Origin of the sequence: Aquimarina algicola (assembly GCF_006443095.1) — a bacterium.
Lineage (GTDB): Bacteria > Bacteroidota > Bacteroidia > Flavobacteriales > Flavobacteriaceae > Aquimarina > Aquimarina algicola.
In genome coordinates, this window is sequence record NZ_VFWZ01000001.1 from 787030 (window position 1) to 803872 (window position 16843).

The following is a 16843-nucleotide window of genomic DNA, read 5'->3' on the forward strand; positions in this document are numbered from 1 at the left end:
AAAGCTTACCATTGAATCAAAATATATTACATACTAATATACAGAAGTATATTATTGACCAATCGAACTCATCCGAAGAGATTAGTAATATCGTTTTAAAAGGTAGTCCTTTTGATAATATTTCTATTCAAGAATTGGCACAACAAATTCAATCTAGAAGAAAAATCAGAGACAAACTGCCTACCTGGTACGCAAAAGAAAATATTTATTATCCACCATTATTAAATTTAGAACAAACCTCTTCAGAACTTACGGCTTTATATAAAAGTAATATCGTTTCAGGTAAAAGCTTAATTGATCTTACCGGTGGATTCGGGATTGATGATTATTTTTTTGCAAAAAAAATGGAAAATGTTATTCATTGCGAAATAAATAAAGAATTAAGCGATATTGCACAACATAATTTTACTGCTCTTCAACAAAACAATATCAAGACATATGCTGATAACGGTCTGGAAGTTCTTAATGATTTTGATTATATAGATTGGATTTATGTTGATCCCTCAAGAAGGCATGAGAGTAAAGGAAAAGTTTTCTTTCTAGAAGATTCTATTCCTAATATACCAGAAAACTTAGATTTCTTATTCTCAAAAAGTGATCAAATTTTGATTAAAACTTCTCCTCTACTGGATATTCGTTCAGGGATACGGTCATTGCAATATGTAAAAGAAATTCATGTACTAGCGATTAAAAATGAAGTAAAAGAACTGTTATGGATTCTTAACAAAAGAGAGCATCAAAACGTCAAAATTATCACTATCAACATACAAAAATCAAAACAACAACAGTTTGCTTTTTGGTTAGAAGACGAGACAAAACAACAAGTAAAATTATCACCGCCTCAACAATTTTTATATGAACCAAATGCTGCTATATTAAAAAGTGGTGGTTTTTTGAGTATCGCAAAAATATTAAACCTTAATAAACTTCATCTACACTCTCATTTATATACATCAGATACTATAATTGATTTTCCTGGTAGATGTTTTGAAATAAAAGCTATATATCCTTACCAAAAAAAAGCATTGACAAAAATAGGTATTGATAAAGCAAATATCACAACACGTAATTTTCCTGAGAGTGTTGCTACATTAAGAAAAAAATTAAAGATAAAAGATGGTGGAGATACCTTTCTATTTTTTACAACAGACAATAAAAACAATAAAGTAATGCTACTTTGTAATAAGATCAATTGATTATACGTTTAATTTATTTTGAAAACACATCAGAATACTCCATATACCCTCTGATATAAGATTCTAAGTCTTTTTGGGTAACCTTATCAATATTTTTTTCTATAAACTCTTTATCTTCTGCTATGTTCTTATAATATCCAGCAATTTTTGGAGCATTGGATTGTATGCTCAATCTAATCATTCTTAATTCTATATCATCAATATCTTTTCGAATAGCATCATCTACCATTTTTTTTCCTTTGTTAAAGTATGATACTTTACTGATTGGATTCCAACAATAAGAGGCTTTTAAAGCTAATGCAGCACCATGATAACCTTTATAAATGTTCTTTTTATTCTGTAAGGCTTTTTTAGTTTTTGAATAAAACTCTTCAGCATTTTCTTTGGATTGATCACATATCTTAAAAGATGCTCTAATATCTTTTATCAATACATCATCGTTATCATAATGTGTAATGGTCAAAAAAAGAAACATAATTATCGATAGAAACTTCATCTTGTTTTAAATTAAGATCATGATAATTTTACTAACACTTATCTTGCCAAAGATATTTTCACCAATAAATTATTCTTTTTTCCATCATAGGCTTCTAAAATCATATCCTTATTAGGTAATTTTGCTACTTTGGTAATTTCCATAACGTCTAATCTGGCATTTCTGATATCACTTCCTGTTAAGATAGCCTCTTTAGTTGTTTCTCCTGTAGCATCATTAATGACATAAGACGTTAAATAGATAAATTCTTTATTCCCATCAAAATATTTAGTTGGAGTCTCGCCAAAAGAACGTTTCAAGTTTGTAAAATCATCTATGTAAAATAAATAGTGTTTACCATTATCCATAAAGTTGAGGTAAGACATACTACGTTTTCCTATAGTTCCCATTTGATGTTTTGGTAACCTATGCATCCAAGACATTGTATTATCAGATAATTTAAAAACAAAAATATCTCTATAATAGTACTTATATGTCGTTCTTGAGCCCGAAGAACTCGATGTTGTAAAGGATTCTACATAGCGTTGCTCTCCAAACAAAGTCATACTACCATCTGCATTGAGCTTTACGTCATTAACTTTTAAATTCTCAAGATCTTTTTTATCTTTTTCCTTTTGTGTTCCTTCATTTATCCGCTCTTCTCTTTGCAAAGCAAGCATTTGTAGCGTCTCTGCGGGAATATCACTGTTATTAATTTTTCCTACTACTCCATTACTTTGTAAGCTTGCAGAGAATATCCCAGAAACTTCTGTTTTATCGGTATTTTTTGCATAAAAACCACAAATTGAAATCTCATCATTACTACTAACATTAATAATAGCATCTGTAATAGACTTCCCGGAAATCTCTATTTTACTTTTAGTAATTTCGGTACTGTTTTCTGTAATTTTAAATACTTCTGTTCTATATGTTGATTCTAATTTATCTTTATCACCAGATGCATCATTGAATATAGAAGCTGTCATATAAAAATTACCTTTGTTATCAATCATAAAATCTTCATTCAAAATTTTATTTGTGGGATAAGGTAGGGTTACTTTCTTCTTCCAAATCAGATTCAAACCATTACTAAATACTGCGATCCCAATCTTATCGGATTTATTATCTCCTGTCTCTATTCGATAAAGTACTAATACTTTTTTACCATCTTCAGATCTTTTGAATGCAAATTTGTTGATTCTCCCTCCTGCATCAAAACCGTGTGTACTAACAAAACCAAAATTTCTATCGATATTTTCTTTATCATTTATTAATTGAATTGGTCTTTCTGCTGCAATTCCTGTTATTGATATTTTTTGACCGTAAGCTTTATCATTTATTGTATAAAAAGCAACTGCCTTATCATTAAGGTTCATAATTGTTTGAAAATCCCCTTTGTCTTCTATAATTTGTCTTTTCTTTATATCCTCTTTAAGGTCATCGAGATTAAAACGCTGTACTGTTATAGATTTTCTTCCTTTTTTTATAGAAGCTAATCTATTACCAGAAGCTATATTGTACGTATTATTACTTTTGATTCTTTTATATTTCTCCCCTACATCGAAGGTAAAATCTTCTAATAAAATCGGTTTTTGAGCAAAACTACATGCAGAAATAAAAAGGATAAAGAAAAATGTGTTTTTCATATGTTGTTTATATGAATTCATAACATAAGGTATAGGTTAACATTATTACAAATATATAAAAGAAGTCATTATTACCTTGTGGCTAGAGAATTTCAAAATTATTTTTAGTTTATAATACAAGAAAAAAACTGATTTTCAAGTTTTTAAAAAAAAGGTACTATTAAATTAAAAATAATGCACAAAAAATGTTGCATGATAGGTTCATAAAAGCTACATTTGCATCCGCATTTGAAAGATTAATGCGATGTTCTTTTTAAGTTTTAAAGGAGAGGTGCCAGAGTGGTAATGGAGCAGATTGCTAATCTGTCAGCGCGTAAGTGCTGCCCGGGTTCGAATCCCGGTCTCTCCGCAATATTTTTCGGGGTGTAGCGTAGCCCGGTTATCGCGCCGCGTTTGGGACGCGGAGGTCGCAGGTTCGAATCCTGCCACCCCGACAAAAAAGCTATTTGTTTTCTAATGATAACAAATGGCTTTTTTTATGTCACATATTATATTTGAGAGTCTTCAATCTGTTATATTCATAAGTACTTAATCGTATTAAAAATAACTATGTAGTAATAATCAATACGAGGATATACTTCCATTCAAAAAAGGCATGTCTGGTCAAATCAAAAGCTACAAATAAAATTATGTGATATTAAATATATAAAGAAGATGACTTATCTATATATATTACAAACAAGAAGTATGCTGAATATTTAAATACAGGTAATTAATGATCTTTTTTTAACGTATTTTACTATTCTGATGTATTCTTTTTTATTAGCCTCTAAAAAATTATATCTTCTATTTAAAAACTAAAGGATCAGGTTTATTTTCTCTGGTTCTGAAAGCGATAAAATCTTTTTTGCTTGTAAAATTAAAATAGATATTATGTCTGAGCAAATAGTTAAAATCTTTTCCGGGGGTTTCTCCAAAAGAATGACCTGGCCAGAATAAGGTGTTCTCTTTCAAATACTTTTTTAAAAAGTTAATTGAATCATATAGTTTACTTGCATTTTGCTTATTACAAATCCCTACACCTTCAATAAAAACGGTATCACCAGAAAATAAGTTCTCACCTAATAAATAACAAGTACTACCCAATGTATGTCCTGGAGTAAGAATTGGCATTATATTAAAACCATCTATAACCATTTTTTTTAAATGAAAGACTTTTCTAAGATTTGGAATCTTAATATCATAAGACTCAATTTCAACATTTGAAATGTACACAGGAATATCATTACATAGTGAAAATTTTGTTGCCAAATCAGTATGATCCTTATGCGAATGAGTTAATAAAACTGCCTTTATCTTGATTCTTTCACGTTGTATGAAACCATTTATAAGATCGTAATCCCATGCCGGATCAATTAAAATTCCTGTTCGGTTGTTATAAATTAAATAACATTGATTTTTAAAAAACGAATTCTCAACTTTGAACATTTTTACTACAGCACCCAATTCATTCATAAATTACAACCATTTATTAATAATTAGCTTAATAAAGATTTTTGACAATCTTTTACTTCTTCAAGATGTTTTTTAATGTTTCCTAATAATTTTATAATTAAAATGCTTGAAGTTTTTGAGGGAATAACTATAGAATACATATATCCATCTATACATCTTGATATAGATTTATATTGTAAAAAGTTTTTAAAATGGCATATATAACACTTATCTTTTTCAACTATTGAGCAAATATCTAATAATCGAAAATCAATAGTTAATCCGGTTTTCAGAATTTTCGAAAGACTCTCTTTGGATGTCCAAATAAGAGTATCTCCCATATGTTTTTCTAATGAACAAGAAACTATTTGTTTATGTTCATCTTCAGATATATACTTTGCTATTGCATCTGAATTTTCTTTATTAATTCTTTCAATATCAACACCAATAGGATGTTCTTCTTGAAACGCACAGGCAAATCCATATTCATCACTATGACTTATACTAATTTGAATATTATCTTTCAATATATTTTTGACAACAGGAAAATGAAAAACTCCTGACTTTATAAGAATTGATTTTAAACTCTGAAAATTTTCAATCACTTCTGAAATAGCATACTTTGCAACAACTCTTCCTTGTAGATAACTTATTTTTCTTTTTTCATATTCAAGGTTCGAATAATAGTCTATCTCATCGTCATGAAGTACATGTTTATAGTCAGAAATGTTAGGCTGGGCATTTTTCATAATACAAAACCCAACTTGAAAACTTCCTTCCTTCCTATGTAATACAATGCTTTCTTTATAAATCATAAACAAATATTTGAACCTCAATATGCTTCTAATTATTCATTATAGAATATTGATATAATAAATAAGAATCTAGGATTTAATTCTTATTCATAAGTATTGTTGCATCCAAAAAATATATCAACCAAAAAACTTCAAATATTATTTTTAATAAACATATGAATTATTAGCTTTTAGTATTTCCTGTAATTCGATCAGCTTTTCATTTTCTTTTTTAAACGGACTCATTATAGAAAACGTTTTTGAATAATTATGTGTGTTTTTTAAGTTATAATTTACAAAAGTTGAGCCTGTTCCTGATGGACCAATATCTATATATAAAAAATCTCCTTTACCTTGTATATAGTCTACAGATTTTGAAAAGTTTATGTGTTTGGATACTACTTGAGCAAAATAGTCATCAGAAATAACAACTACCTCTGTACATTTCAATCCAGAAATAAATTTTTGATTTGGTTGTTGCTTTATACTCCCAAAAACAGATAAATACTTTTTAAAATCAAGCAAACTTTTGTCAATAAGTGGACTATGAAATGGTACTTTGACAGGAAGGCGGATAAAACTAATATTTTGTTTTTTGAGAAAGTTTTGAAAATTTTCTAAATCATCATTCAATCCAGAAATTGTATAGTGCCCATCAAAATTATTCGAAGCCAAATATAAGTTGTATGCTAAGAAAGAATTCTTATCGAGTAACTGTTCTTGATCAATAACTGCAATCATTCCTCCTTTGCCTATTATCCCACTTTTTTCAATACATTTTGCTTGAATTATTGAAGCTTCAATAGCACTTTTTGCATTCCAGATTTCTGCGACAACACCAGCTGCAAATTCTCCCAAACTATTACCAAGAATATAGTCTGGAAGTATTCCTAAACTTTTTAGCACTTCATACATCGCTATTTCTACTGCTACTATTGCCGGATGGGTTATAAGCAAATCATCAAACTTAGTATCATTGGCTGCATATAACTCTTCAATCAAAGATCTTTTTAGATGTTTTTGAATTATCGTTTCACTTTCTTCTATACTCGATTTAAATATATTATTATGCTTATATAGCTCATATCCCATTCCTCTATACTGACTTCCCTGACCTACAGAAACGAATACTTTTTTTATATCCTTCATACATCAAATTTTAGACATTAATAACGAATAATGGTTGATCAAACTCAACTGGTGTCTTATCTTCTACTAAGATTTCTTTAATATTTCCTGATATGTTAGAGTTTACATGATTCACTAACTGTAATGCCTCAATAGAACACAAAAAATCACCTTTTTCAATATAATCACCAATTTTTAGCATTTTTGTATTCCTAATCGGTGATTTTAAACTAAGGGTCCCTATATGGGGTGATTTTATAATAACTTTCTTCAAATCAGATTTTTCTGTTGTTTTGGTATTTAATTCTACTTCTTTGATCAATTCAGAATTTTTATTATCAAAATCTAACATCTCAATCGTACGAACTTGAGTCTTGACATCTGGATTTTTTGATTTTATTTCTATTTTTAGATCATCAGTACCTAATTTCACTTCGTTTGTCCCTGATTTGGCAACAGAGTTGATAAAACTTTTAATTTCTTTTAAATTCATAATTAATACGGTTTATTCTATATTCCAAAAATCTTCCAGAGCCTTTGCTTTTTTGAGTTCTAATCATAATCGAATAAGAGTGATTCGACTAAATATAATTTTTCAATATAAAATGAATATTACCTACTTCTATGATTTAGCGTAAGTTGAAAACTAATTAGAATCTTTTTTTTAAAAAGCAGTTTTGTCTTAAAAGAAGAAAAATTGTATAAGAATTTGAATTAAAATTTCATCTATTTCTTACACAATTTTCTACCTAAAAAACACTTCGAATAAGATTTTTTCGATCGTACCTATTCTATTTAGCACACTTTTTATGATCATCATATTTGTGCCAAATTTTACTAGGTAACATAAGACTTCATAATAAATCTATACTAGACTTAAACTCCCAAATTAAATTGAAGATCATTACATTTTTGAGAAAACAGATCTGTTAATTCTCCAATATTTGAAGCTGAATGAAATTCGAATCTATCTGCCTCGATTCCTAAATCCTCAATGGTTTTTTCTATTAATTCAGCTCTATCAATAGAGTTAGCACCGAGTAAACAGAGTTTTGAGTCATAATTAACATCTTCTACTTTTATTTCTGAAAGGATTTCTTTCAAATTATCCAATATTAAACTAAAAATTATTTTCGAATCCATATTTTGTTTTTTTAAGGTTAAAAGATTCTAATTTATCTACATCCAAAATAAAAGTCTTTTGTATTACTTTTAAATCATTTGATTTTCGATAATTGGAGTGCAGTTATTTTTGATTTCATTTACCATTTTTGAAAGAATTTCACTGCCGATTTCTTCAAAATCATGAATCCCCTGTCCCATCAGATAACGTATGCTGCCTGTCCAGTTAACAGAACTATTAATTTGCTCACTCAATAATACTTTAACTTGATCGTCTTTATAAGGAACTCCTGTAACATTAGAAATGACTGGTGATTTTAATGGAGAGAATTCGAAGTCTTCTAAAAACAATGAAAAATCTGCGGCTGCATTTTTCATGTATCTAGAGTGAAAAGGTGAAGTAACAAATAATGGAACAATAAGAATATTTTGGTTTTCAAAATCTTTTAATAGAATATTAATGGCTTCTTTTGGTCCTGAGACAACTGTTTGAGTAGGAGTATTAAAATTGGCAATATCTATGCTATCATAACCTCCTTCAGACAACTTATTTTTAAGTTCTTCAATATCTAACCCAAGAACAGCTGCCATAGCTCCCTTTACGGCATTACCCATTAATTCGCCTCTTTTCTGAACCAATTTAAGTCCTGTCTCAAAATCAAAAGCTCCTGCTGCAAGTAATGCATTGTACTCTCCTAAACTGTGGCCAATAAACCAATTATTGGTAGTTTTTATATCCTTCTGCATAAAAGCAAGTGCATTAACTACGTATAATGCCGGTTGTGTGAATTGTGTTTTTCCTAATTCTCTCCTTGGATCTTCTAAACACAAAGTCTCTAAATCATATCCTAAAATATCAGAAGCTTGTGTTATTTCTTTTTTAAAAGAACCAAACAAATCTTTACCCATTCCTTTATGTTGTGATCCCTGACCAGGAAACATTATTGCTTTCATATTGTTTATTTAAAAAATTATGTAATTATTATGTTCTCAATTCCAATCAAAGTTTTGCTTTAGAAGCAAATTGATTTATATCTATTTTTTGAAACTTTTATAGTACTTAATCGTTTGCCATTGCAACTTCCATTATATCTTCTTGCTTTTCATTTTGAAGAGCGCATCCAAACTTTTCTGCTGCTTCGATTACCAATTTTGCAGTTTGTTCTAATTGTTCTTTAGTATGTTCTGAAGTGATAAAGTGTCGAAGTCTCCCTGCTCCTTTAGGAGCCGCAGGATATACTAAAACAGGAATATATACCCCTTTTTCTTTTAGGTAATTCGAAGCATCGATAGTTTTTTGTTCATCTCCTATAATAACAGGAACAATCCAAGTTTGTGTATTTGCTAGTTTTACTTTATCCTTATAAAGAGATTTAATGTATTCAGCATTTTCTAACAATCTTTTTCTTCTGGTATCCCCATCTTCTCCAGATGCTAATTTTAAAGATGCCAATACCCCTCCTGTTATAGTTGCTGGTAATGAACCAGAGAACATACGATTTCTTGCTGAATAATCGATATAATTTGAGATTGCTTTGTTTGCCAGTAGAAAACCTCCTGTTCCTGAAAAAGTTTTACTTAAAGTTCCGACAAACAAATCCACCTGATTCAAAACTCCTTGATCATCACTAGCACCTCGACCATTTTTACCCGTTAATAATACTGAGTGTGCTTCGTCTACAAAGACCTTTGCTCCGTATTTTTTTGAAACTCTAACAACTCCTTTTATGTCTCCAAAATCGCCATCTGCACTAAAACACCCTTCTGTACAGACAAGAATACGGTTTGTACCTGTATCGATACTCTTCAAAATATCTTCTAAATCCTCTAGATTATTATGCATAAAAAAGTGCACATGTGCTTTAGAAAAAATAGCTCCATCAACTGAACTAGCGTGGCTATAAGCATCCAAAACTACATGATCTCCTTCTCTCATATAACCAGAAATAGTACCAAAACAAGCATTATATCCAGAACTAAAAAGAGTTACAGCAGAATCTTCTTTTCCAAAAAAATCAACCAATTCTTGTTGTAATTCTTGATGCAATCTTAATATAGCTCCTCCAACAGGAGAAGAATTTGTTCCTAAGCCATATTGATCTAAAGAATTTTTAGCTGCATCTATAACTTTAGCATCGCCAGAGTAACCCAGATAATCATAATTAGAAAAATTTATTAATGATTTTCCTTCATCAGTCATAAAAATTGGTCTTATCTTAGAAGTTTGGTATAATTTTTTTGACTTATCTTCTTGTATTAATTTTTGAAATTCTTTAATTTCTTCATCGTCTCTGCTACTTATTGATCCAAAGTAATTATTAGATTTTTTCTTCTCTTTGGTGTTTAATACTTCATTTTTGACTGCTGGATTATTAAGATTTGTATCGGCATCCATTTTAGTTTCAACTTCAATTGCCTGAATAGAGCTAAGAGTTTCTGAGATCAAACCAGAAATCTCACGGATAGTTGAAAGCCCTATTATTTCTTCTACCTCTATTTGTATTTCAAATTGATCATTAATTCTACGCAACAAGCTCATTTGTCCCATAGAATCAAGACCATACTTGTTTAATTCGTAATCTATTTTTATCTCATTTGTTGGAATTTTCAACAATTCACTAAGAATTACAGTTACTTTATCAATAATTTGATTTTCAGAGTATTTAACATCAACTGTATTGCTTTTTTGATGTTCTGTATTTTTTATTTTACTCAATTCTTTTAAAAGAATTGACTTAAGGATTTCCCTTTTGTTTTGTGCTAAATTTTTTTCAGCCATTTTTACTTAATTTTTAAGAGTTACGGATAGTTGAGATTAATTCTTGCAATGCATCTTCTGATATCAGATCCAAAACTGAATCTATAGCATCTTGAGAATCCATTTCTAGTAGACTATCTACCATTTTTTCTATATCATCGAGTTCTTTTTCTTGATCTTTTTCTGACGATAAAACCGCTATTAATTCTTCTAAATTTTCATCAGGAATTTTTTCTATAAAATCGTCTATAGAGTCTAAAGAATTGTTTGCTAGTAATTCTTTGATTGAATCTTCTAGAGTTTCTTCTTCTAGTTTTTGATACACAATACTTTTTTCTAGCTTTTCGATATTTTGACCGTAGAGTACAAGATTACATTCAATACTATTTTCTAGTACTTTTTCGAAAATAGCTACTCCTTCTTTAGAAGGAAGAGGTTTTAATCCAAACTCAGTAAACATATATTTAATAACCTGTTCACTAGGATGCATCCCGCCATCAATCCATAATGGCCAATTAATACTATAAGTATTACCACTTCTTTTACCTTTGTCTTTCATCTGATTTCTATATTTAGAAAAATTATCTAAATAAGCATTTCCAGATGCATAATCAGATTGACCAACATTTCCTAATGCACCTGCTACAGAGGAAAATAACATAAAGAAATCCAGAGGTATATTTTTTGTCGCTATATCAAGGTTTTTTGTTCCATCGATCTTTACCGCGAGTACCTGTTTTGTATCTACAATTGTTTTATGAACAATTCTACGATCATCTTGTATTCCTGCACTATGGATAACTCCATCCAATTTTCCATGAGTTTTGATGATATTCTTAATAACTTTTGAAATAGAATTGCTATTTGTAACATCACATGGGTAATATTCTGAATTAGGAATAGTTTTCAAGCGAAGTTCTTTTTCTTGTGACAGCTCACTTCTTCCGGTTAGTATAAGTTTAGTGTTTTTTGTTTGACTAATATGGTCTGCAAAGACAAAACCTAACCCTCCTGCTCCTCCGGTTATCAAGTAAACTCCTCCTTCTTTTATCTTTACATCAGAAGGGTTTACGTTTGTAATTGGCTTAAAATGCTTTTCTTCTCTAATATCATCTTTATAACGAACATCTGTAAATCCTTCTTGATGTTCTTTCTTGAGTCTATCGATTAATGTGTCAATCGTTTTAATCGATAGACTATCAACGCCAATCATTCTTGTTGTAATCTTTTGGCTTTCCATTTGAGCTGTTTTTAGTAGCCCTGATACAAAACCATACTTTATGTAATCGTTATTTTTATAAAGAATAGTAATATCTTTAAAAGCATTATCTTTAATTATTTGCTTTACTTTTTGAAATATTTCAATAAAATAATTGACTTCAATATTTTGTTCTAAAGACTGAACTTCAACTCCTAATTTTTTCTGTAGACTTTTGGATAATTCCTTTGAACCTCCTGCCAACAAGATCAGTTTTGAAGCTTGATCAACCCTATGATCTTTTTCTTGTGGGTTACACTTTTGCCAGTACTGTGTATAATAATATGTCTTGGTAATGTTTTGAGTTAATTGAGGTTCTTTATGAATAATTGGCTTGTTTTTTACAGGCAATATCATAAAACCTATAAAACTTAATAGAACTTCTCCTGTATTAGATATCAAATCGATATCATAGCTAGAAGTACTCGTATTTTTATTATTCCTATTTTTTTTACGAGCACGACACCAGCTGGCCTCTAAAACGTTTCCATAAATATTAACCTCTTTAACACTAAAAGGTACGGCAAGTGTTGAATCATTTTTAGTGCCCATTTCTAATAAGATACAAGTTTGCAAAGCACTATCCATAATACCTGGTTGCAATATGTAGTTGCTATCACTTGGGAGTTCTATTTTTGATAAGGCAATTGAATCATTATACCAGAGCTTTTCTATTCCCTGAAAACTTGCTCCATAATTAAGTCCAATTCCTCTAAAGATCTCATAACATTCAGTACCTCCTTTTCGATTAGTCAATTCGCTTTTAATCTGTTCTATATTTACAGATTTGGGAGTAATTAATGCTTTTTTACTCAAAACACCTTGTCCGCAATTAATCTTATCTTTTTCTACATTTTTTGAAATTTTATAAGCTATTTCATCATCTCCTTCTTGAGATAAACTAATTTCTATCGATTGTGGTTTTCCATTTACTGATATAGGATTTGCCCAAATAATATCTTTTATCTGAGTTATATCTGTTTCTATACTTAAGCTTGCTGCCTCTCTAGCTAATTCTAAATAAGCAACTCCTGGTAACATTTTTTCATCTCCAACCTTATGATCTGTAAGGAATGGTTCTAAACCACTATATGTACTAGTGAAAAGTTGTTCATTAAACTTGGAATTATTAAAATGTAATAATGGGTGTAAATGATTGTTTGAATACGAGACAGCACTCTCATTTTTATCTAATTTAGGAATCCAATATCTAACCTTTTTAAATGGATAGGTAGGCAAACTGACTTTTTTTGGTTTATATTCCTGATCATAAAGAGAATGCCAGTCGATTGTAATGTCTCTAATCCATAATTGAGCTAATGATTTTGGTTGCTTTTCTTGCAATACTGTTTTTACATATAAATCAAGTGCTTTTCCTTCTAATAAAAGATCTGATGTATCGTCTTCGATATTACCAGTAAACAAATCAGAAAGTTTTCCGGAACTATATGATACCAAATGCTCTCTTAACTGTGCAATATTATCTGCAGTAAAGGCTAATCGTTCTTCCATTGGTTCTCGACCTATCTGCAAAGTATAGGCAAGATCGTATATATTTATTTCTGGATATTGATCTAAATGATATAGTAGATTCTGTACTTGTTGTTCTAAACGATCCTTGTCTTTTGCAGACAGTACAATGATTGCAGGATCATTACTTTGATATACCGGCTTTTTACCAGCAATATATTCTTCGATGATTAAATGGGCATTGCTCCCTCCTGCTCCAAATGCACTAATACCTGCTAGTCGTGGACTATCCTTTGCAGTAACCCAATCCTCTAACTCTTGCTGAACTTTAAAAGGGGTCTTTGTAAAATCTATATTCGGGTTCAATGTTTGTGAGTGTAAACTAGGAACCAACTGTTGGTGCTTTAATTGTAATAAGACTTTGGTCAATCCTGAGATACCAGCTGCAGACTCTGCATGTCCAATATTGCTCTTGATACTCCCTATTGCACAATATTGTCCTTCTTTACTACCACTAAAGGCTTTACTTAACCCTGCAATTTCAATTGGGTCTCCCAAACTTGTACCTGTACCATGAGCTTCTATATAACTAAAATCATTCGGGGAAACTCCTGCTCGGGCAATAGCCTCTTGAATAACACTTGCCTGTGCTGTTGGATTTGGTACTGTATATCCATTGGCTTTACCACCGTGATTCAAACTACTCCCTTTGATCACTCCATAAATCTGATCGCCATCTGCCTCTGCCTGACTTAGTGGTTTTAGTAATACAGCTCCAACTCCTTCGGAAGGAACATAACCATTACCTCCTTCTCCAAAACTCTCACATCTACCCTTATCTGAAACGAACAGGTTTTTGCTAAGCATTTTGTATTTATTAGGGTGAACACTTACATTTACTCCTCCAGCTATAGCCATACTACATTGCCCCTTGTGGATTGCATCGATAGCTAAGTGAATCGAAACCAGTGAACTGGAACACATCGTATCAACTCCCATACTTGGACCATGAAGATTTAAACAAAAGGATACCCGATTGGCAATACTACTGGGACTGCTCCAAGTAGTTACAGGATTTCCTTTTAAAGCTTCTTCTATCGCTAAGAACTGGTATTCTCCATACATCACTCCGGCATATACCCCAACATGACCGCCTAAACCAGCGCTATCTGAACGACCAACCTTCGCAAGCTGATCCAGTGTATATCCAGCATCTTCTATCGTTTCCCATGCCGTTTGTAAAAACAAGCGCTCCTGAGGATCCATATATTCTGCTAGACTAGGAGAAATATTAAAAAACAAAGGATCAAACTTGTCTACATCATCTATAAATCCTCCCCACTTACTCGCAATCTTACCTACTTTGCCCTTTTCTTGATCATACAACTCTGCTGCATTCCAACGGGATAAAGGAACCTCAGTAATAGCATCTTTGCCCAACTTCAAATTATCCCAAAATTCATCTAAGGTCTTAGCTCCGGGATATCTACCACTTAACCCTATTATAGCTATTGGTTCTGTATCAATCGACTCTTTTTTGTAGTGTGGAATACTACTGTTAGTCTTTATAAATCGATTTGTAGATTGTAAAGAAACAGTCTTATCTAAAGTAGGTTTTGGAATGATGGCTTCTTTTTCAGAAAAATGTTCATTTTTGTTAACCAACTCATTAACTTTTGTGCTATGATGACTTATAAAGTAATCTGATAAATCTTCTAATGTGAAATATTCAAAAAATAAAGTTGGCGGTAACTCTCCAAAAAAACTATTCAATTGATTAGTCATTTTTACTATCGATATAGAATCAATGCCATAAGCCTCAAAAGAAGTTGTTGTGTCAATTTTATGTAATGGTACTTTTAATTCTGAATTTAATACTTCTTTTAAATAAGTAATCGTTGCCTCTTTATATTTAGAATTTTCAGAATCAGTATTTGATTTAATTTTTTGAGCATCTTCAATTCCTTGTTGAGATTCATTATCATGAATTTCTAAAGCTTCTCTTTCATCGACATTATGATCACGCTTTTCTAGAATACCATCTATAGGGAGAGAGACTAAATCTTTAAAGCTTACCAAAACTTTGCCTTTTGAGTTCATAATGTCCACATCAGAATGGACAATCCCGTTTTTCTGAGAAGATTTACGACCAAAAACCCATACCGTATTAGGAGTTTTTTCATAAACATTCAATTCTTTAAGGCTATAAGGTAATACGAGCGAAGTTTCTTTCTCATGCTGATAATCCATAAAAAAACAGGAGTGAAGAGCACTATCCATAAGTCCAGGAGAAAGTAACATCTCATCAGGATTTTCTAAAGTAATTTGTGATAATACTGAAGTATCATTATACCATACCTTTTTTATTCCTTGAAAATTAGTCCCGTAAGTTATTCCTAATTCAGCAAAATGTTTATAACATTCTTCACTATCCATAGAGGAAACAAACATCTTTTTTATGTCTTCTAAATCATGATAAATAGGATTCAATTTTATGTTTGTACTCATTGTACCTTGACAATGTAAAATATCTTGCTTAGCGTTACTAGATATCTCAAAACCAATTTGATCCTTTATTGGAAAAATATTTATGTTTATTTTTTTAGCTTCATTAGTAATGCGCAAAGGAGAAGCCCAAGTAATATTATTGAGTTGTATCACTTCATTTCTCGTACTTAAAGCCCCTGCTTCTCTAGCCATTTCCAAATAAGCTACACCAGGTAATATTTTATCACTTTTTACAACATGATCAGACAAGAAATATTCCTGACCTGTAAATAAGCTTTGATATTTTTGAGCTGTTAAATCTGACTCATTACTATGAACTAACGGATGTAATTGACTAATTCTATTTCCTAATACAGAGAAAGTCTCTGATATAGGTACCCAATAGCGTTCTTTAGCAAATGGATATGTTGGTAAACTGATTTTTTTAGGCGTATTGTCTTTTTGATAAAGTAATCTCCAATCAATATCAAGTCCTTGTATCCATGATTGAGCCAGATTACTTATTTCTTTACTTTCTAACGCTGATTCTATGTAAGCAGCACCAGCATTACCCGTAAGTTTGAAAGTATTTTTATCTTGAGAAATATTACCGCTTAACCATTTACCGGAATCTCCTTTTTTGTAATCTAATAATGCCGCTAATAGGCTATCTAAATCTATAACTGTTATAGCCAATCGTTCTTCCATCGGTTCTCGACCTACTTGTAAGGTATAGGCAAGATCGTAGATGTTAATGTCCTTATGATCTTCTACATAAGCATATAAGTTCTCGACCTGTTCTTTGAGACGATCCTTGTCTTTTGCAGACAAGACAATGATTGCAGGATCATTACTTTGATAAACTGGCTTTTCACCAGGAATGTATTCTTCGATGATTAAATGGGCATTGCTCCCTCCTGCTCCAAATGCACTAATCCCTGCTAATCGTGGACTATCCTTTTCAGTAACCCAATCCTCTAACTCTTGCTGGACTTTAAAAGGGGTCTTTGTAAAATCTATATTCGGGTTCAATGTTTGTGAGTGTAAACTAGGAACCAACTGTTGGTGCTTTAAT

11 protein-coding genes and 2 tRNA genes are annotated in these 16843 nt (G+C 31.0%); 3 read left to right on the forward strand and 10 right to left on the reverse strand.

Features of this window, described 5'->3' with window-relative positions; translation table 11 throughout:
* Positions 1–11: 11 nt before the first annotated feature.
* Entirely contained in the window at positions 12–1196 is a 1185-nt protein-coding gene (locus FHK87_RS03535) for a THUMP-like domain-containing protein (protein WP_140589824.1), read from the forward strand.
* Between the two features lie 13 nt (positions 1197–1209).
* Here the strand turns inward: FHK87_RS03535 and FHK87_RS03540 are convergent, their stop codons facing one another.
* Both FHK87_RS03540 and FHK87_RS03545 read right to left on the reverse strand, forming a co-directional pair.
* Positions 1210–1692: a hypothetical protein gene (locus FHK87_RS03540; RefSeq protein ID WP_140589827.1), complete on the reverse strand. Its 483-nt coding sequence runs from the start codon at positions 1690–1692 to the stop codon at positions 1210–1212.
* A 38-nt stretch (positions 1693–1730) separates the two neighbouring features.
* Positions 1731–3338 (reverse strand): hypothetical protein, encoded by a 1608-nt coding sequence (locus FHK87_RS03545; protein ID WP_140589829.1) that lies wholly within the window; start codon positions 3336–3338, stop codon positions 1731–1733.
* A 244-nt stretch (positions 3339–3582) separates the two neighbouring features.
* Between FHK87_RS03545 and FHK87_RS03550 the strand changes: the two genes are divergently transcribed.
* Both FHK87_RS03550 and FHK87_RS03555 read left to right on the forward strand, forming a co-directional pair.
* Positions 3583–3666 (forward strand) — tRNA-Ser (locus FHK87_RS03550).
* Positions 3667–3676: 10 nt separating this feature from the next.
* Positions 3677–3751: transfer RNA gene (locus FHK87_RS03555), tRNA-Pro, on the forward strand.
* A gap of 352 nt (positions 3752–4103) precedes the next feature.
* On the opposite strand, the gene FHK87_RS03560 is transcribed toward FHK87_RS03555, so the two are convergent.
* The 8 genes from FHK87_RS03560 to FHK87_RS03595 all read right to left on the reverse strand — a co-directional run bounded on the left by FHK87_RS03560 (position 4104) and on the right by FHK87_RS03595 (position 16800).
* On the reverse strand, positions 4104–4772 hold the full coding sequence (locus tag FHK87_RS03560) for an MBL fold metallo-hydrolase (RefSeq protein ID WP_140589831.1): 669 nt from the start codon (positions 4770–4772) through the stop codon (positions 4104–4106).
* 23 nt (positions 4773–4795) lie between these two features.
* Positions 4796–5566, reverse strand: a complete 771-nt coding sequence (locus FHK87_RS03565) for a 4'-phosphopantetheinyl transferase family protein (RefSeq protein WP_140589834.1) — start codon at positions 5564–5566, stop codon at positions 4796–4798.
* Positions 5567–5710: 144 nt separating this feature from the next.
* Positions 5711–6694 (reverse strand): acyltransferase domain-containing protein, encoded by a 984-nt coding sequence (locus FHK87_RS03570; protein ID WP_140589836.1) that lies wholly within the window; start codon positions 6692–6694, stop codon positions 5711–5713.
* A gap of 10 nt (positions 6695–6704) precedes the next feature.
* Positions 6705–7166: an acetyl-CoA carboxylase biotin carboxyl carrier protein gene (locus tag FHK87_RS03575; protein WP_140589839.1), complete on the reverse strand. Its 462-nt coding sequence runs from the start codon at positions 7164–7166 to the stop codon at positions 6705–6707.
* Between the two features lie 383 nt (positions 7167–7549).
* Positions 7550–7816: a phosphopantetheine-binding protein gene (locus FHK87_RS03580; RefSeq protein ID WP_140589841.1), complete on the reverse strand. Its 267-nt coding sequence runs from the start codon at positions 7814–7816 to the stop codon at positions 7550–7552.
* A 69-nt stretch (positions 7817–7885) separates the two neighbouring features.
* Positions 7886–8749: an ACP S-malonyltransferase gene (gene fabD, locus FHK87_RS03585; RefSeq protein ID WP_140589842.1), complete on the reverse strand. Its 864-nt coding sequence runs from the start codon at positions 8747–8749 to the stop codon at positions 7886–7888.
* Between the two features lie 106 nt (positions 8750–8855).
* Positions 8856–10574, reverse strand: coding sequence for an aminotransferase class I/II-fold pyridoxal phosphate-dependent enzyme (locus FHK87_RS03590; protein ID WP_140589845.1), 1719 nt, complete (start codon positions 10572–10574; stop codon positions 8856–8858).
* 13 nt (positions 10575–10587) lie between these two features.
* Positions 10588–16800, reverse strand: a complete 6213-nt coding sequence (locus FHK87_RS03595; RefSeq protein WP_226294048.1) for an SDR family NAD(P)-dependent oxidoreductase — start codon at positions 16798–16800, stop codon at positions 10588–10590.
* Positions 16801–16843 lie beyond the last annotated feature (43 nt).